The following is a 17,008-nucleotide window of genomic DNA, read 5'->3' as shown; positions in this document are numbered from 1 at the left end:
ACCGCACTTTTCAGACGACCTGAATTTCGGAGAGCAGCCCTTCGCTTTCGCGTTGAACCCGAAAGCGCCTGAGGCGTGTCGCCGTGTATTCCCGTGACCTGACGGTTGATACCGCCATGTAGTCCGCATGCACTGCATCTGCCTCGATTTCCAGGACGATAAAGCCGCGATGCCGCGTCTCGCAATAAACGATCTCCGGCACCTCGCGCACGAGTGTCTCCTCGGCGATGTCGTAGACGCGCGGATCGGCGGCGATATAATCGTAGCCGCCTTTTGAGCTGACGCTGCTGGTGGCAAATTCCACGCCGATGCGGCGTCCGCCGGGCGTTTCCCGCAGATCGTTTGCCCAGAAGTGATGGGTGTCGCCGGTGAGAACAACCAGATTTGCTTCTGCCGCGCGGACGGCGTCGTAGACGCGTTGACGGGCCGCTGGATACCCGTCCCATGCATCCGGATTGATCGGCAGGCGCATGGCCGTGCGATCAATCCAGCGTTTGGCATAAGGATTGTCGCGCACCGCAGGTTCGATGACATCCGGTGGAAACGCCCTCGTGTAGTCGGGTGCGTCCATCCGCGCCATGATGACCTGGTTGCCAAGTATCTGCCAGGGTGTTCCGCTGGCGCGTGATGTCTTGAGGCCATCTTCAAGCCACGCAAGCTGCGACGGGCCGAGGATCTCGCGTGACGGATCGGCAAGAACTTCGCGGCGGAAGCGATCGGTGTCCGGCCGGTAGACATAGCCTTCGGGCAACCCCTCAAGCGCCCACGCGCGCGCCAGCGCATAGTCGAGCACCGGGCTGCCATCGGCTTCCGAAAAAGGTGTTTTGAGCTTCTCGATCAGATCGACGTCGAGCGCTGCGGCGTCGGGGTTTGAAAGCGGCTTCGCGGCCTCGGGATCGGAGACATCGTAGCTGATTTCGAAGTAGGTCATCTGCGCGTCGTAGCTCACCTCTTCGCTTCGCGCCGTCAATCGCGTTTCGATGACGTGGAGGCTCGCGAGGTTGCCGAGCTGATAGGTGCGATGAAGACGGTGGAATGCTTCGCCGGGCTTCGGGTCGCGGATCGGCATCCATTCGAAATAGGCACGCAGCGCGGCATCCCTGCGCAGGGACCACGCCCCGTGGGTCTCCGGTTTGTGATTCTGTGCACCGCCGCTCCATGAATTGTTCGCCGTCTCGTGATCGTCCCAGATTGCGATGAACGGGGCGGCAGCATGGGCGGCCTGAAGATCGGGATCGAGGCGGTATTGCGAAAAGCGCTTCCGGTAATCGTCGAGGGTCATGATTTCGTGCGGCGGCTCGTGCAGGCGATCAAGCTCCGCGCCGACATCGCCGCCATAACCGTCTACGCCGGACTCGTAGATGTAGTCGCCGAGATGCACGATCGCGTCGAGGTCGGCGTCCTTCGAAAGCTCCTTGTAGACATTGTAGAAGCCGAAGCTGTAGTGGGAACAGGAAACGACTCCGAGTCGTACTTTGACTGCGTCGTCGCCCGGCAGTGTTCTCGTGCGCCCGGTCGGGGATGCTACGTCACCTGCTACAAAGCGATAGAAATATTTTTGGCCAGATTCGAGTCCGCGCGCGTCGATTTTCACGGTGTGGTCATTTGCACCTTGTGCCGTTGCGTCGCCTTCGGCAGCGATATCGAGAAAATCCAGATCATGCGCCATCTGCCAGCGGAGGGCGACGTCGCCCGATGCCGTGACGCGTGTCCAGATGATGACGGCCGTCATTTCAGGGTCGCCGCTGGCAACACCGTGAAGAAATCTGACCCCGGCCGCGGAGGGCTCCGAGCGTCCGGGCCTGGCGACCAGCGCGGCGCCGCCACCGGCGGCAAGTCCCTTGAGCGCGTCTCGCCGCGTCGGGTTTTCGGATGTCATTGCGAACCTTTGGCTACAGGAAGCGGATGGTTTCATATTGGGCGATCCGCTCGTCCGGTTCTGGTGCCTGCACGCACGGAAACTTGGCTTGCCCGGATGGAGTGAGCACAGGGCTGCATTCCGATGTACAGATCCAACTTATTGAGCGGGTTTGTCGTCGAAGCGCTGCCGGTGCCGGTCTAGGATCGGAAGAGTGCATCTGGTCGGGAGTGGGGATATGGGAGGCGGAGTTCTTTGCGTCGGGCGCAACAGCGTCGACTTTGTTTTCAATGTCGATCTCGGACGTGTAGGACCTGACAGCAAGCAGCGTACAGGCGACCCGGCGGTGCTGATCGGCGGCCAATGTGTAAATGCGGCCGTGACCCTTGCTGGGCTCGGCTGTGCGGTCTTTTACGCCGGCGTCGTCGGTGACGATGTCAACGGAACCCATGTCATGGCGTTTCTCGCCGAGCGCGGAATTGACGGTATAGGCGTGCAGCATGCGCGCGGTATGGCAAATCCGTGCGCCTACATACTTGTGGACAAGGTGACAGGTGAGCGCTGCATCGTGGAAACGGCACCGGAAGCCTATCCCCGTTTTAACGGGAAAATTTCCGAAGCAGTGTGGACGGCCGCTTCGTATGTCTATTTTGACGGGCACGAGGAAGAAGCCTCGCTCTCGATTGCACGGGAAGCTGCGCGGCGTGGGATCCCGACGCTGACGGATGCCGAAATCGCGACGGATGGCACGAGATCTTTGCTCGCGCTCGTCGATACCGCCATCGTTCCGCGGGCAACGGCAGCCGAGATTGCGGGTTCCGGCATACATGGCGACATGTTGACAGCGCTCGCGGAACTCGGCGGGCGTCGGCACGTTGTCACATTGGGTGGCGACGGAGCTGTCGGTGCACTCAAGGGAGATGTTCCCATATTTGTGCCGGCGCAACCCTGCGTCGTGGTCGACACGACAGGTGCCGGCGATGCGTTTCATGCCGGCTTTCTGTTCGCCGACATGGAAGGTGCGCCTTTCGGGAATGCAATGATATTTGCCGCGCGTGTGGCCGCCGCCGTGTGCGCCACGCCCGGCCCCAGTCTCGACAGAGGAACGCTCGCGGCGCTTGCTTCCAGTCTCAATCGAGAAACATGGCTTTACGAATGACGGCGTGCACGCCCCAGTTTCCATCCACCACCTGCGTGATGCCAAAATCGACACCAACGGACATGAGGGAGATGGCCTCATCCTCCGACAGGCCTTTGGACGTCATGAGAAAGCGGCGCGTTTTCCGGAACGCGTCGCGCATTGCCATATCGACGGATGCCTGCTTGTAGACTTCGGTCTGGGCGTTCTTGCCGAGTTCCTTCAGATAGTTCGGATGGGAAAAGCCGGTGATGACCCATTCGTCCGGCGTCTCGATCAGCGGGTAGTCGAGATCGATGAGCTTGCCGGGCAGTTCCCGTTTCTTGTGCAGGATGACCTGGAAAATGCCGGTGAGAGAGCATTCGATCGCTGTGCCGCAAAGCTCCGAGTCGCCTTGTGACGCGTGCGGATCGCCGACCGACAGCAAGCCGCCGGGGACAGAGACAGGCAGGAAGATGCAGGAGCCCGCGCCCAGGCGCCAATTGTCGATGTTGCCGCCGAAATAGGCTGGAGGCACCGAGTCCACAATGCCCCAGTGGTCGGGGGCCAGAGCGACCACCCCGAAATGAGCCCGCAACGGAATCTCGACGCTCTTCAGCACGTCGAAGTTTTTCTCGATCGTCGTGTGATCGACCGGTACGCCCGGGTAGTCGATCAGCTCATGCACCACACCGAACGGATCTGTCTGTGGCGTCCAGCGATAGTTGTAGACCGCGCGTGCGACATCGTTGCCGTGTCGCTTCTCGATCTCGTAGATCGTGATGACCTCGCGCGGTGCTGGTGGCGTGAGCAGTTCGTTGTAGTGGTAGCCCCACCATGCGGCTGCGTTGCTGCCGAAATGCCGCCCCTCGAAGCGCGCGCTGGCACTGGGGCGCGGATGAATGTCGAGGATCCGCAGTTCGACGATGTCGCCGGGCTTCGCATCGTGAATGGAGATGGGCCCGGTGCAGATATGCACGCCAAAGCCCTCGCCCGGTCCGCGACCATAGGTGGACGCATCCATCGGACCGGCGCCTCGCCGATCGACATTCTTGCCGTCCTTGGTCCAGTGGAAAACGCTTTCGGCACCCGGATCGTTCTCGATCATGCGCTCGTAATCGTCATAGGCGTGCTGCGTGAGCGTTTCGATGGTGACAAAGTCGCCCGAGTTCATCTCAAGCACAGGCGGAAGGAAACGGCTGAAATAGCCCCAATGCACGGTATTGGCGGTGACCGGCAGATAGTGATGGCGCGCGCCATCTTCGGACAGCGGCACCGAAATTGGCAGCGTTTCCGAGGGAAGTGCGGGTGTGACGACTGCCAGATCCCCGTCTTCGGGCAACGGCGCCTCATCCGCCGGCAAGTCGGACCAGGAAATCGAACGGTCGTCGCGCGGTGCGCCGAGGCGGTCGTCCGGCCGTCCGCGATTGGTGATCCATGGATGACTCTGTTGCGCGTTGGACGGTGCCGCCCGGCGGTATTCCCGGGGCGAGACGCCATATTGGTCGCGGAACGCGCGACTGAAATGCGCGGCATCGTTGAAGCCCCAACGAAAGCAGATGTCGGAAATGGACAGCTGGCCATGTATCGGGCTTTCCAGATCATAGCGGCAGCGCTCAAGGCGTCTGTAGCGGATGTAACGGATAAAGCTCTGGCCGACGGACTCAAAAAGTTTTTGCACATAGCGTGGAGAGATACCGTGGGCTTCGGCGATGTTCGCGAGCGAAAGATCCGGATCGCCAAGTTGCGCCTCGATGGTCTGGCAAACCCGATGCAGAAGCGCCGCGCGAACACCCGCTGCGCCGCCCAGCGCCCGCGTGTCTGCCTGACGGAAAATGCCCGCCATCAGAAATTCCGGCAACGCCATCTCGATGGGCCTCAACTGGTCGATGCTGAGGTCCTCGAGCGCTTCGGCGACCGAGGACAGAAAGCCGGCCAGCACATGCCCGATGCCGGCGCGGCCCGACAGGTGGATGACCTTGGTCGGCAGTGGCGTCATGAGACGAGGCTGGAATGCAAAGCGTGGGATATAAACGATGATGACGCGGCAATTGGTTTCAAGCGTCAGCGTGGTGTGTGAACCGACAGCGCCATATACAATATCGCCGGCCGTTGCCTTGATGTCGTTGCCGCCATCGTGAAAAGTCAGATGACCTTCGAGCAGAGATGTGAGCCAGATGCCGTCTTTGCCTGCTTCCTTGTTGAGCTCGTGAATGGCGCTGATATCTTGCGGGGTCGATATGAGGCGCGTGAAGCTGATGCCGGATTGCGAAACGACAGCGGACAGCATTCCATAGGCGCCGTCATCGGTTGCATGGCCCGTTGGCTTCAATGCCAGGCGCTCAAGGGCTTCCTGCCACGCCTCGTAGCGGTTGGCCTTGGGATAGGATTCGGTTGAAAATCGCCAGGCATCCATTCGATCGCACACAACTCGTTACCCGGCACCCGAAGGTCTGCCGCAAAAACAGACCTCCCGGTGCCGTAAATTTGTGCAGCTCAAACGGTTCCGCTTTTTTCACGCTCCGGAAATCAGGGGTTTGCGCCGTCGGCTGCGTCGCCGATTACGACGTCGCAAGAAGTGTGCCCACCGCAGGGGCCCCTATTTCTTTTCGGTCGGGAAGATGCTGCGCGGCATGCGGACATGCACGCCCTGACGCCCATCGACGACTTGTGTGACCGTGAAGTCCGCTGAAACGCTCATGAGCGAATAGGCGTCGTTCTTGCTGAGATTACGTTCTTCGTGAAGGAACTTCAGCATGTCCAGAGAGGCATTGCGCATGGCATTGTCGAGGTCTTCATCGAAGCCGTGAACGATCCAGTATTTGGGCGTTTCGAGAAGCGGCGAAGGGAACTCGAAGTCCTTGCGCAAAACGATTTGGAAAAGCACATCGAGCGAGGCTTCGATTGCCGTGCCGCTGATCTCGCCGTCGCCTTGCGAGATATGCGGGTCGCCAACAGAAAAGAGCGCGCCGTCCACCGCCACCGGATAGAACATCGTCGCACCGGCGCCGATGCGCCAGTTGTCGATGTTGCCGCCATGTGCCCCCGGCGGAATGGTGCTGACGCGACCCTCCACATCCGGTGCAACCCCCGCCGTACCGAGATGCGGCCTGACGGGAACACGGACGCCGTTCAAAGCTGTCTGCCGGTCGCATTCGGGGCAGTTGGTGATCTTGCCCGGTGTTTCGTACTTGCCGGGATAATCATAGGCATAGAAGGCCTCGGCTTGATGGGTCGCCCGATCGAGCCGGTAGATGGTCACGCGTTCCTTCTCGTCAAACTCCTTGTGGAGATGCCCCCAGTTTGCGGCGAGGTTGGACCCGTAGTCGAAGCGCGGCGTCATCCGCAGATAACGCACCTCCAGCATATCGCCGGGCTTTGCGCCCTCGACATAGATCGGCCCTGTCATCAAATGGACGCCGGGATTGCGATCGGCTTCGGGGATCGTGTTGTAGATGTGCCGGACAGCGTCATCCATCATGATATCGGGTGCATCGCCGGCATGATGGGTAACCGCCTCGACTTGAACGAGGTCGCCACTCTTCACTGTGAGTACCGGCGCCAGCGCCGGATCGAAATACCCCCAGTGACAGGTCTCCGGCGTTGCTCTGAGGAGGTGGAGGGCGGTGGGATGTGCGTGCGCTGTGGCCTTCGATCCCGGGATTACTGCATGCGCCATGAAACTCCTCGCGCCTTGAGACAACATTTCATCCGCGGCAATGACACTGCGGCGGACGCCGATGTTCAAAGCGGATGAGACGAGTGTCCGACGTACAAGGCGATCGATCTTGCTTTGGAGCGCAGAAGATGTTGCCCGGCGACCCATCGCACAGGGTATTGCCTCGCAAGCGGGCAGAGTGAGGAAGCATATGCCTGCTCCGGTGGCGCAGGGCTCGTCCTTCAGGCGCCGATGACCACGGTTGTCATGTCGAGAGAGCCGTATTCCACCATCGGCGTCTCGAAGCGGACGGGATCGTCCGCGCGCCGGGCGCCAACCACATAAAGCAGCGGCAGGTAGTGATCGGGATGCGGCACGGAAAGCGAGGCGTCGCGTCCCTGCGACGCATAGTCGATCAACCTGTCTGGCCGATCTGCGACGATGCTCTCGCGAATGTAGTCGCCAAACCGGCCCGCCCAATTATAGCTGCCATCCCGCATCCGCCAGTCCATCTCCGGCAGGTTGTGGACGATGTTTCCGCTGCCCATAAGCAGGCAGCCTTCGTCGCGAAACTGCCCCAGCGTCGTCCCGAGCGCGAAATGCTGGTGCGGCAGCATGGTCGCATCCATGCTTATCTGAACCATCGGGACATCGGCCTGCGGGTAGACTTTGGCAAGCACGCACCAGGAGCCGTGATCGAAGCCTCTTTCGTCGTCCAGAAGAACATCGACAGGTGCAAGCCGGCGCGCAATCTCCCCGGCAAGCCCCGGACTGCCGGGAGCGGGATAACGAAGGTCGTACATGGCCTTCGGAAAGCCGCCGAAATCATGGATTGTGCCGGGATTTGGCGCGGCGGTGACCCGAATGCCACGTGTATACCAGTGGGCGGAAACGCAGATAATACCTTTGGGCTTGCCAATCTCGCGGCCGAGATTCTCCCAGCACTGCGTGACGAAGTTGTCTTCCATCACATTGCCGGGACTGCCATGCCCGAAAAATATCGCAGGCTGGCGCCTGCCGTTTCCGTTTCGCATCGGTGGTCCTGCCTCGATGATTTCGTCGTTACGATGCCGATTTCATGCGTTGCCACGTATCCCGGTAGCGCGTAACGAGCCAGTGATTGAGGTCGCTCTGCGCGCGCTCTTGCCAAGAGTAGCGCCCACGCACCGCGAAACGCGATTTGAGCCCGATCTGGACGAGCTTGTCGACATGAAGATCCTGCTCGGTAATTTCCATCGCCGTCCGCATGTTCATGTCGAGACGTTCCTGAAAAAGCGGTTCGGACATGGCGCCGGGAGCAACCAGCCAGCCAATCGTCATGGAATGCCGACCGGCCGATTCAGCGTGGAGTATGAGGTAAATCACCATGTCGGAGGTGATGACCAGCGATAGTGTCGGCGGGATGTTGGCGAACACGGCGCGATGACGTTCCTCGGCCGTCAACTTCGGAAAGACCGGCAGGACGGCCCTCTGCAGCGGATTGAAAGCCGCGTCGGGGTGCAACGTGCCGTTGAAGCGAAGATAGCCGGCGCTCCCCTCAGGCATCTCCGGGAAAATCGCAAGTTCGCTTGGAATGAAATCGTGCAACGGGCCCTTGTGCAACCGGGTGGCATGATAGCCGTCGTTGTTGTTCTCCATCATTACCTTCCAGTTCCACGGATAGCTCTGTGGCTCATCCGGAACCGCACCTTCCGCATTGGGAAGGTCGTAGTGTGCGAGTGCGTCACTCACGGTTTTGAGTCGTGGAGCGAGCGGCAGCGCGTCATTGTCGAAATTGACGAAAACAAAACCTTCCCATATCTCGGTCTTGAGCTCAGGCAGGCCGACATCGTTGCGGTCGAAGCCGCAGGTCTTGCTCATGGCCGGTGCGCCAACCAGCCTGCCGTCGAGTCCGTAGGTCCAGTGGTGATACGGACAGACGAAAGCCTTGGTGTTGCCGCGACCTTCTGCAACGAGCATTGCCCGGTGCTGGCAGACGGCCGAGAGCGCCTTGAGTTCGCCGTCGCGTGTACGCGAGATGATGAGCGGTTCGCCGACATGCGAGGCGGTAAAATAGTCGCCGGGATTTTTCACCCAGTCTTCGCGCCCGACGCAGAGCCATTCGCGGCTGAACAACGCTTCCTTTTCGAACTTGAAAAATTCTTCGCTGGTGTAACAGTGCGGCGGCAACGTTTCTGCTTCCGTGACGTCTCCGAGAGAGCTCTCGAACGCGTTAAAAAAATCATCGGTGAGAATCGTACCGGACATTGACGCACTCCGCTCAATCATCTGCCTCCCGAAAGGGAGCGACGCAAAATTTGGGCCTCTGTTTCCAGCATCGATATTAGGCCGACAGAGACGAGAGCTCTTGTGATTGAGCGACCAAACTGTTGTTCAGGCCTCGCGTCGGTGACCGCATTGCCTAGAAAACCGGCGACGGACCGCCTGCAAAAGTGGCATTGGCAGGAACTTGTATCTACGTGGGAAAAGCAATCGAACGCAAAGAGGCAAGAACCCGGGACCTCCTGAGCCTAGCCTCAGTGCCGGTCCGGCGGGTGCTGGACATGTCAGTCGAACAGGAAGGCGAGACTCATGAAGATCAGCGTGATTGCCGGTAGCCAGCGACCGAATGCGCAATCGGCCAAGGTCGCGGCCTATCTGTTGGCACGGCTGAAGGCGCGCGATGTGGTCGTTTGCGATCCGATCGACATGGGTACTGCGCCGTTGCCTTTCTGGGATGAAACAGCCTTTTCCGCCGATCCCTCGCCGCTGAAGGATGCATGGAAGCCGATTTCGGAAGAGCTATCTTCATGCGATGGTTTTGTCGCGGTCGTTCCCGAATGGCACGGTATGGTGCCGCCAGCCTTCAAGAACATGCTGCTGCTATGCACGACGGAACTGGCCAACAAACCCGGGCTCATCGTCTCGATATCCGCAGCAGCGGGCGGGACATATCCGATCGTGGAGCTGCGAACCACAGGGTTCAAGAACAACCGGATTTGCTGGATACCGGATCATGTCATCATTCGCGGCGTTACTGGCGTGCTGAACGGGGCGCCCGCTGCCGATGTTGCGATGGAGAACATGATCAAGGGCCGCTGCGAACACAGCATCGGTATCCTGATCGAATATGCAAAAGCACTTCGCGCTGTTCGCGCCAGCGGCGCCTGCGATCTCAAAACCTATCCCTTCGGCATGTAGGGAATGAGCGGCGATCAAGTGCTTGGGCGCACACAGACAAGCCTTTGGCACGGCTTTTGTTTAGCGTTTGGGATAGGGCGTGATCGTCATGCCCTCGGTAAGAGCTCCAGTGAGCGTTTCGCAGGATCAGGGCGATGGAATACGAAGTTTTGAAGGTAAAGCCGATGACCATGCGTATCGGCGCTGAAATCGAAGGCATAAATCTCGCCGAGCCGCTGACGAACAAGGTCATTGACGAACTTCATACGGCCCTGATGGAGCATCAGGTGATCTTCTTCCGCGACCAGGATCTGGACCACGTGCGGCACAAGGAACTTGGCGGGGCTTTCGGCGAGCTTGCCATTCACAGCGGCGTCGCCGGCCTGGCGGACCACCCTGAAATCGTTGCCATCCATGCCGACGGAAACTCAAAGTTTGTCGCCGGCGAAAACTGGCACTCCGACCTGACCTGCAACGAAATACCACCGATGGGCAGCATTCTCTATCTGCCTGTTGTACCGGAGGTCGGCGGCGACACAATGTTCGCGAGCATGTATGCCGCGTACGACGCCCTCTCGCCGGGTATGAAGATTTATCTCGAGGGCCTGCACGCGGTGCATGACGGCGAGCATGTGTATCGGCCGATCGTCAACGATCCGAACAAGCGCTTTCCATGCAATACGCACCCTGTGGTGCGCACGCATCCGGTAACCGGCCGCAAGGGCATTTTCGTCAATCCATCCTATACGACTGAAATCGTGGGGCTTGGCAAAGCGGAAAGCGATGGCGTGCTGGAAATGCTCTACAAGCATTGCGCCAATCCGAATTTTCACGTTCGCTTCCGCTGGAAGCCGAAATCCGTGGCGTTCTGGGACAATCGCTGCACCTGGCATCTGGCTGTGTGGGATTACTTCCCGCAGGTGCGTTCCGGTTACCGTGTGACGGTAGCGGAAACGCGACGTCCCATCTGACGGGACCACGATCTTTCCGAGATGAAAAAGGGCGGCATGGAGCCGCCTTTTTCACGTGGTTTCGTTGAAGCCGATGGAAAGGGTGGTGGGTGCCCAGTCGGCTATCTCCGCGTGGAAGGCACCGAGTTTTCGGCCGACATAGTGCAGGGCGTCGGCACCGAGAAGGAGATGCAGCGGCGGCTCGTCGGTCAGAGCGATCTTGAGCACGGCCAGCGCGGCCTTGTCGGGATCCCCGGCCTCGCTGCCGCCGTGCCCGGACAATATGTTGCGGGCAAGGTGTGCAGTCGGTTTGTAGTCCGCGATCTCCGCCTGGCAGAGCGTGAGCGAACGCGTGGCAAAATCGGTGCGTAAACCGCCCGGAGCCACATTCGTTACTTTAATCCCGAGAGGGCGGACTTCCTCCGCTAGCGTTTGGCCGATGCATTCCAGCGCGTACTTTGTTGCGCCGTATATGCCGGTTCCCATCCAGGGAGCGAGCCCGCTTACCGATGTGATGTTGATGACGTGTCCGCGCCGGCGGCGGCGCATGGAAGGCAACACAGCTTGAATAACGCTGAGGGCGCCGAAGACGTTGACGTCGAACTGGGCCCGGATTTCCACCGGGCTGGCTTCTTCGATAGCGCCGATGAGCCCGTATCCCGCATTGTTGACGAGAACATCGACGCCGCCGGTTCGTTGTTCGATCACCGCCGCCGTTGCATGAACCACTTTGTCGTCGGTGACGTCGAGGATATAGCCCAGCGCACGATCCGGCGCTTGCGCCTCGAAATCGTCGAGATCGCTCTGGCGGCGGACAGTGCCGGCGACGATGTCGCCACAATCAAGTGCTGCCGTAGCTATTGCCTTGCCAAGACCACTGCTTACGCCGGTGATCCACCAGACTCTCGGCTTCCTCTCGGGCATACCGCCTCGTCTTTCTTGCGTTAAACGACGCGCTAGAAGGGTTTGTCACCCTTGACCCACAAACGATGCATCAGCCGTATGTACTTCGTATCGTCGAAGACAGTGCCTGTGTGCAACGTGCAGCGATTGTCCCACATGAGAATATCGCCGACTTGCCATTTGTGCCGGTAGACAAACCGTTCGTTGGTGACAAACTCCACGAGTTCATCGAGAAGCGCCAGCGCCGCGTCGTCGTCCATACCGACAATACCCTTAACGGTGCCGGTGCTGACCCACAGCGCTTTCCGTCCGTCGGCGGGATGGGAGCGGACAAGCGGGTGATAGACGTCCGGATTGGCGGCTTTCATCTCATCGCTGAGTTCCATCCGGCCAAACTGGCGGGTCGACATGAGGTGCTGATAGCTGTGATGAAGGATCAGCTTGTCGAGCTGCGCCTTTCGCTCATCGGGAAGTTCGTTATATGCAGCGCAGAGGTCTGCAAGCAGCGTGTCGCTACCTTCCGGCGGAACTTCGACTGCGTAGAGCATCGTGCACATGACCGGCTCTTCCTTGTAGGAATAGTCGGTGTGCCAGCCTACACCGTCATTGTGCGCCCCTATCGATCGACCGTCGACGATGCGGTTGGACAGAATAAATATCTTAGGATATCCGGGCAGCGTGAACTGCGTCTGCGTATGATCTTCAGGATCGCCGAAAAGATCAATGAACGACATAAGGTCGTCCGGCGTCATGTCCTGATTGCGCAAAAGTATCGCACCATTCTCATGGAAGCGATCGACGACCTGCTGTCGTGCATCAGCACCGGCGGTCTTCAGGTCGGTTTCGAAGATTTCCACGCCGAAGCCCGGCATGAGCGGGCGAGTGCGGAGCTGCAGATCGATGGTCATTCGTTACGCCACTTCTTGTATTTTGTCGGGCAAAGCTATGGCTTCTCTCCTGCGCGCGTCTTGCCCCGGTGCGCCCTATGAGTTGAGAGGATTTCCGGCGCTTCGTTCGCTCGCGCCTTGCTGACCAACAAATTGGCAATCTCACCTTGCCTGCTTCGAAAGGGGCAATTGGTGAGAGCAAGAGGCTGGCGGCCTCGGTTTTCCGGCCCGTTTGGCCTTGTTTCCGTCAGATGTGGGGGAGCCCTGCCGGCCGGAAACTGTGGCATGTGCAGCTGGGATGCGGGAGATGGGTGCTGTTGAATTGCCCTGGAGCGGCGCCAAAGCGTAGCAAGGACGAACGAATACTTGATCAAATCGCTTGGCCGGGCGGAGCGTGCCGCGATCTCGTGCAGGGTCTCGCTGATCTGCTGCGCTGCAGGATGATATTTTGTCACCCATCAACTGCATCTGCACAGAAAATCAGAAATAATCATTTGAAAACAAAGGATTAAATATCTGGCACGCGCCTTGCTAATGATATCGCATCTGCGAAGAAGCAAGCTCTTTCTTTGTACTGCGATTGGGGGCGTCAAGCATGAACAAGTCACATTATTTGAATTCCGCCTCGCGAGTGGCTCTGGGGGTCATCCTCGCGGCGTTCATCGTTCCGGTGAACGTAGTGGCGCAGGAAGCGATTGAAGAGGTTCCGGTGGTCGAAGCGACACCGGACGCGGCCGGGGACGCCAAGGTGAGGGAGATGCTTGTCATCTCCGAGCGTGACAAGGCGGGTCTGCTGGAGCAGCAGCCAAGCGATCTGCTTTTCGGCCTGAAGAAGCCGCTGCTGAAAACGCCGCGTTCGGCAACTTTCGTGAGCGACGAGACGCTCAGCGCCTACGGCGTAACGACGGTCGACGATCTCGCCGCCGTCTCGCCGGGCACCTTCACATCATCCTTCTATGGTGTGGAAGGCGCGCTCAATGTACGCGGCCTGCTGGCGGAAACCTATTTCCACGGCTTCAAGCGCATCGAAAATCGCGGTACCTACCAGACGCCGATCGGCGCGACGTCGCGCGTCGACATTCTGCGCGGCCCGCCGACCGCGAATTTCGGTCCGGGCAAGGTCGGCGGTTTGCTCAACCTCGAACCGAAGACCGCGAAGATCAGCGAAGAGGCAGGTTACATGACCGAAATGTCGGGTCAGGTGACCGGCACGCTCGGCTCTTACGACAAGAAGAATGGCAGCTTCGAGGCCGGCATTCCGCTCAACTTCGGTAACACCGCGGGCGGGGTTTTCGTCTATGGCGAGCTGGAGGATTCCGAAAGTTTCTATCACGGCATCGAGCCCCAGCATCAGCTCCTTCAGACGACCGCGCAATTCGAGACGCTAGACGGTTGGACCTATGGCGGCGGCGTCATGTACTACCAGTCGGAAGGCTACCTGCAGACGCCGGGCTGGAACCGCGTCACGCAAGACCTGATCGACAACGGTACGTACATCACCGGAAGCAATTCCGGCATCATCGACGTCAACGGCAATGGCTACATCGACAGAGGAGAGTTGCCACCCGGAGGACTTACCGGGGCTCCGCAATGTTTTGGCGGGTGCGATATCTTGCCTGTCTATCGCCAGTTGGACACCGGCGTTGGGACGACGCAGCTCAGCCGGCGCAATGTCTATACCAGCGATCTCGATTTCAATGAGTCGTCGACGCTGACGATATATGGCGACCTCATCAAAGCCTTCGGCAACGGGTCGGAACTCAAATTCCAGCTCTTCTACGACTCGCTCGATAACGAGCGCTTCGTCAGCTACGGCTTTCCTGCGGATTATAACGCCTACACGGTCGAGGGACGCGTCAGCTACAATTTCGACGTCAAGCTCCCTTCGGAAGCGCCCGTTACGGCAGCGTTCAATGTCGGGATGAGCAATCGCTATTACGACGCCAACAAAAAGGAGTCGTTTAACTATGGTGGCATCGCGCTTGATCGCCGCGACCTCTCTCAGGGGGCAACGCCGACCGATACGCTCGGATCGCCGTTCATTCCCGGGTCGGGCTACACCTGGGACTACAATACGGACTCCAAGTGGAACGATCTCGGCTTCTTCGGCATAGCCGATTTCGATTTCGAGAACCTGGTTTTCCTCACGACAACCGGCCGGTACGACATGTACTGGGTGGATTCCGTGGATAACGGCTCTCTTTGCTACTGCGTTCCGGATCGTGAGCACGATATGGACGAAGCCTTTACCTACAGCGCGATGCTGATGGTGAACGGCCCCTTCGGAATCCGCCCCTACGCGACCTATGCCGAAACCGTGGCACTTGAGTTCGGCCAGGCCGGCGACATAGCGCCCCAAAGCATCGGAAGGGGAGAATATCTTTCCGAAGGTGATCTGCTCGAAGCGGGCATAAAACTCGAAGCGTTCAACGGTGTGCTGACCGGTGCTCTCGCCGCCTATCGTCAACATCGCACGGTGCTCGACAATGTCGGCGGCGGCGTAGACGAAACGGAAGGGGAGGGCGTCGAACTCGAGCTGCGCTATCTCGCGACCGACAACCTCAGCTTCACCTTTGCCGGCAACGTACAGAAGACGAAATTCCTCGGCAGCTACGATGCCTTCTACTACTTCACACCGGCGACCTTTGGCTACGACCCGGCCGATTACTACGGCGCCGCGCTTGTCGGGTATTCCTTCAGCGGAATCGCCGGCATCACAGGCGACAGCTACTACTCCGGCGAGATCGAAGATCGGCGTATCCCCGAAAAGGTTCTCAGCCTCTTCGCGACCTATACGACCGATACCTACGACTGGGGCCATGCCGGCACCACCTGGGGCGTGCGCTACGTTTCCGAGACGGCCGGTCTTGCGTCCAATCCAGTGAAGTATCCCGACTACTTCCTCGTCCAGGCCTCCGCCTATGCGGACTTCCAGACATGGCGGCTGGCGCTCAACATCGACAACGTGTTCGACGAAGAATACTTCACGCCGCTCCAGGATCTCTACGGCGACGTGGCTGTGCTGCCCGGCAAGGGCCGCGAGTGGCGCGTGACGGCAACCTACCGCTTCTGAGTACCGAAGCGTCTATCAGTAACCGAAGTGCATGAAGTCTGGAGGCCAGCAGATGAACGACGCGAAAGAGACGATATATCCGTGGTTCGTTCTGCTGTCCTTCAGCTTCATGTTCTTTCTCGTCACGGCGGGAACCTTCACCTCGCTCGGTGTCGTCTTGCCCGACATGGTTTCCGAACTGGGTTGGGACTGGACGGCGGCCGGGCTCGGCTTCACCATTCTCGGTATTTCCTGCGGGCTTTCGAGCTATCCCCCCGCTTTCATGATCCGCAGGTTTGGCGTGCGGGCGACGATTCTCTTCGGCACCGCCATTCTCGTCGCCGGCTATCTCCTTCTCTATTTCGTGCAGAGCGTGCCGGCCTATTTTGCGGCCATGTTGCTCGCGGGCACGGGCTTCTCGTTCGTCGCCACCGTTCCCGGCACTTTCATGATCGCTCGCTCCTTCAAGAAGCAGTCGATGGCGTTCGGCATCTACTTCACGATTGGCGGCGTGGGCGGCATCGTCGGTCCGTTGATCTACTTCCTGGCCGTCGGCGTCTGGGACGAATGGAGGATGCACTGGATGATCGTCGCGGTCCTCACAGCGATTGCCGGCGTGATCACGGCCGCCTTCCTGCGCGAAGGCGAGGATGAGGATCGCCGCGCAGCCGACGTTGCCACCGCGGCCGCGGTTGAAAGCGCGTCGGGTGTGTATGTTACAAAGCAGTCTTGGACAGCTCTTCAGGCGCTTCGCACGCCGCAATTTTACATTATTGCCGCTGGCTATGTGGCGTTCCTTCTTTGCGGGATCACCGTAAACAGTCTGTCCGTCGGTCATCTGACCGAGATCGGCATTGCCATGGGCGTCGCTGGCGGTCTTCTGAGCTTCGAGGCATTCCTCAATGCAGCCTCGCGAGCGGTCAGTGGCTTCATCGGTGAATATGTCGATCCAAAGATTCTGCTGATCGTGGCGCTTGCACTTCTCGTGGCGGGCATGGTCGGGCTCGGCGTTGGTACGAACTGGTTCGCTCTCATGGTCTATGCCATCGGCATCGGCGTTGGCTATGGCATGACCTTCCTCGCCACGAGCGTCCTGCTGATGAATTACTATGGACGCAGTGCCTATCTCGAACTGTTCTCCTTCATGAACGTTGCAGCAACGCTTGCTTCCTTTGGTCCTTTCCTGGGCGGCTACATGCGCGACGTCACGGGCTCGTTCTCCTACGCCTTCTTTCTCTACACGCTGGTGCCGGCAGCGGTACTGGTCGCGGTGCTGTTCATGCGCCCGCCGCTCCGCGCGGAAGCGGAAGAGGTCGAGGAAGAGGAAATCATGACGGCGGCGATCCTCACCCGGGCGGGTGACCTCGGTCACGTCGCCGACTAACAGATCAGCGATCGGTCCGCGATCCGCTCAGTAAGGCAAG

12 protein-coding genes are annotated in these 17,008 nt (G+C 59.5%); 5 read left to right on the top strand and 7 right to left on the bottom strand.

The features are described 5' to 3' along the window. Positions 1-10 precede the first annotated feature (10 nt). Positions 11-1,879: an alkaline phosphatase gene (locus tag Q8S60_RS10510; protein WP_305277315.1), complete on the bottom strand. Its 1,869-nt coding sequence runs from the start codon at positions 1,877-1,879 to the stop codon at positions 11-13. Positions 1,880-2,096: 217 nt separating this feature from the next. On the opposite strand from Q8S60_RS10510, the gene Q8S60_RS10505 reads away from it, so the two are divergent. Further along, complete coding sequence (locus tag Q8S60_RS10505) at positions 2,097-3,017, top strand: carbohydrate kinase family protein (RefSeq protein ID WP_305277316.1); 921 nt, start codon at positions 2,097-2,099, stop codon at positions 3,015-3,017. On the opposite strand, the gene Q8S60_RS10500 is transcribed toward Q8S60_RS10505, so the two are convergent. From Q8S60_RS10500 to Q8S60_RS10485, 4 genes are all read right to left on the bottom strand, one after another. Continuing rightward, positions 2,989-5,391, bottom strand: coding sequence for an acetamidase/formamidase family protein (locus tag Q8S60_RS10500; protein WP_305277318.1), 2,403 nt, complete (start codon positions 5,389-5,391; stop codon positions 2,989-2,991). The genes Q8S60_RS10505 and Q8S60_RS10500 overlap by 29 nt on opposite strands. A gap of 183 nt (positions 5,392-5,574) precedes the next feature. Next, complete coding sequence (locus tag Q8S60_RS10495; RefSeq protein WP_305277320.1) at positions 5,575-6,654, bottom strand: acetamidase/formamidase family protein; 1,080 nt, start codon at positions 6,652-6,654, stop codon at positions 5,575-5,577. Positions 6,655-6,875: 221 nt separating this feature from the next. Beyond that, on the bottom strand, positions 6,876-7,667 hold the full coding sequence (gene ygiD, locus Q8S60_RS10490) for a 4,5-DOPA dioxygenase extradiol (protein ID WP_305277322.1): 792 nt from the start codon (positions 7,665-7,667) through the stop codon (positions 6,876-6,878). 28 nt (positions 7,668-7,695) lie between these two features. Continuing rightward, positions 7,696-8,901, bottom strand: coding sequence for an aromatic ring-hydroxylating dioxygenase subunit alpha (locus Q8S60_RS10485; protein ID WP_305668508.1), 1,206 nt, complete (start codon positions 8,899-8,901; stop codon positions 7,696-7,698). Between the two features lie 303 nt (positions 8,902-9,204). Here Q8S60_RS10485 and Q8S60_RS10480 point away from each other — a divergent pair, with 303 nt between their 5' ends. Together Q8S60_RS10480 and Q8S60_RS10475 are read left to right on the top strand one after the other, a co-directional pair. Then, positions 9,205-9,813: an NADPH-dependent FMN reductase gene (locus Q8S60_RS10480; RefSeq protein WP_305277326.1), complete on the top strand. Its 609-nt coding sequence runs from the start codon at positions 9,205-9,207 to the stop codon at positions 9,811-9,813. A gap of 134 nt (positions 9,814-9,947) precedes the next feature. Beyond that, on the top strand, positions 9,948-10,763 hold the full coding sequence (locus Q8S60_RS10475) for a TauD/TfdA family dioxygenase (RefSeq protein WP_305277328.1): 816 nt from the start codon (positions 9,948-9,950) through the stop codon (positions 10,761-10,763). 51 nt (positions 10,764-10,814) lie between these two features. Here the strand turns inward: Q8S60_RS10475 and Q8S60_RS10470 are convergent, their stop codons facing one another. Both Q8S60_RS10470 and Q8S60_RS10465 read right to left on the bottom strand, forming a co-directional pair. Next, a complete protein-coding gene (locus Q8S60_RS10470) occupies positions 10,815-11,666 on the bottom strand; it encodes an oxidoreductase (protein ID WP_305277330.1) in 852 nt (283 codons plus the stop codon). A gap of 32 nt (positions 11,667-11,698) precedes the next feature. Further along, complete coding sequence (locus Q8S60_RS10465; RefSeq protein WP_305277332.1) at positions 11,699-12,553, bottom strand: TauD/TfdA family dioxygenase; 855 nt, start codon at positions 12,551-12,553, stop codon at positions 11,699-11,701. 574 nt (positions 12,554-13,127) lie between these two features. On the opposite strand from Q8S60_RS10465, the gene Q8S60_RS10460 reads away from it, so the two are divergent. Both Q8S60_RS10460 and Q8S60_RS10455 read left to right on the top strand, forming a co-directional pair. Next, complete coding sequence (locus Q8S60_RS10460; protein ID WP_305277335.1) at positions 13,128-15,605, top strand: TonB-dependent siderophore receptor; 2,478 nt, start codon at positions 13,128-13,130, stop codon at positions 15,603-15,605. Between the two features lie 52 nt (positions 15,606-15,657). Then, the gene (locus Q8S60_RS10455; RefSeq protein ID WP_305277337.1) at positions 15,658-16,968 is read left to right on the top strand and encodes a CynX/NimT family MFS transporter; all 1,311 of its coding nucleotides are present in this window, start codon (positions 15,658-15,660) and stop codon (positions 16,966-16,968) included. Positions 16,969-17,008 lie beyond the last annotated feature (40 nt).

This window comes from Parvibaculum sp., assembly GCF_030694575.1.
In the GTDB taxonomy this organism is placed as follows: Bacteria; Pseudomonadota; Alphaproteobacteria; order Parvibaculales; family Parvibaculaceae; genus Parvibaculum.
Note: the sequence above shows the minus strand (reverse complement) of the source record. Positions and strands in the feature narration are given on the sequence as shown.

Excerpts from the sequence above, each read along its gene's own strand:
- Q8S60_RS10480 (WP_305277326.1), top strand. The coding sequence starts at position 9,205 with ATGAAGATCAGCGTGATTGCCGGTAGCCAGCGACCGAATGCGCAATCG.
- Q8S60_RS10460 (WP_305277335.1), top strand. The coding sequence starts at position 13,128 with ATGAACAAGTCACATTATTTGAATTCCGCCTCGCGAGTGGCTCTGGGG.
- Q8S60_RS10500 (WP_305277318.1), bottom strand. The coding sequence starts at position 5,391 with ATGGATGCCTGGCGATTTTCAACCGAATCCTATCCCAAGGCCAACCGC.
- Q8S60_RS10470 (WP_305277330.1), bottom strand. The coding sequence starts at position 11,666 with ATGCCCGAGAGGAAGCCGAGAGTCTGGTGGATCACCGGCGTAAGCAGT.
- Q8S60_RS10485 (WP_305668508.1), bottom strand. The coding sequence starts at position 8,901 with ATGATTGAGCGGAGTGCGTCAATGTCCGGTACGATTCTCACCGATGAT.
- Q8S60_RS10465 (WP_305277332.1), bottom strand. The coding sequence starts at position 12,553 with ATGACCATCGATCTGCAGCTCCGCACTCGCCCGCTCATGCCGGGCTTC.
- Q8S60_RS10510 (WP_305277315.1), bottom strand. The coding sequence starts at position 1,879 with ATGACATCCGAAAACCCGACGCGGCGAGACGCGCTCAAGGGACTTGCC.
- Q8S60_RS10475 (WP_305277328.1), top strand. The coding sequence starts at position 9,948 with ATGGAATACGAAGTTTTGAAGGTAAAGCCGATGACCATGCGTATCGGC.
- Q8S60_RS10495 (WP_305277320.1), bottom strand. The coding sequence starts at position 6,654 with ATGGCGCATGCAGTAATCCCGGGATCGAAGGCCACAGCGCACGCACAT.
- ygiD (WP_305277322.1), bottom strand. The coding sequence starts at position 7,667 with ATGCGAAACGGAAACGGCAGGCGCCAGCCTGCGATATTTTTCGGGCAT.
- Q8S60_RS10455 (WP_305277337.1), top strand. The coding sequence starts at position 15,658 with ATGAACGACGCGAAAGAGACGATATATCCGTGGTTCGTTCTGCTGTCC.
- Q8S60_RS10505 (WP_305277316.1), top strand. The coding sequence starts at position 2,097 with ATGGGAGGCGGAGTTCTTTGCGTCGGGCGCAACAGCGTCGACTTTGTT.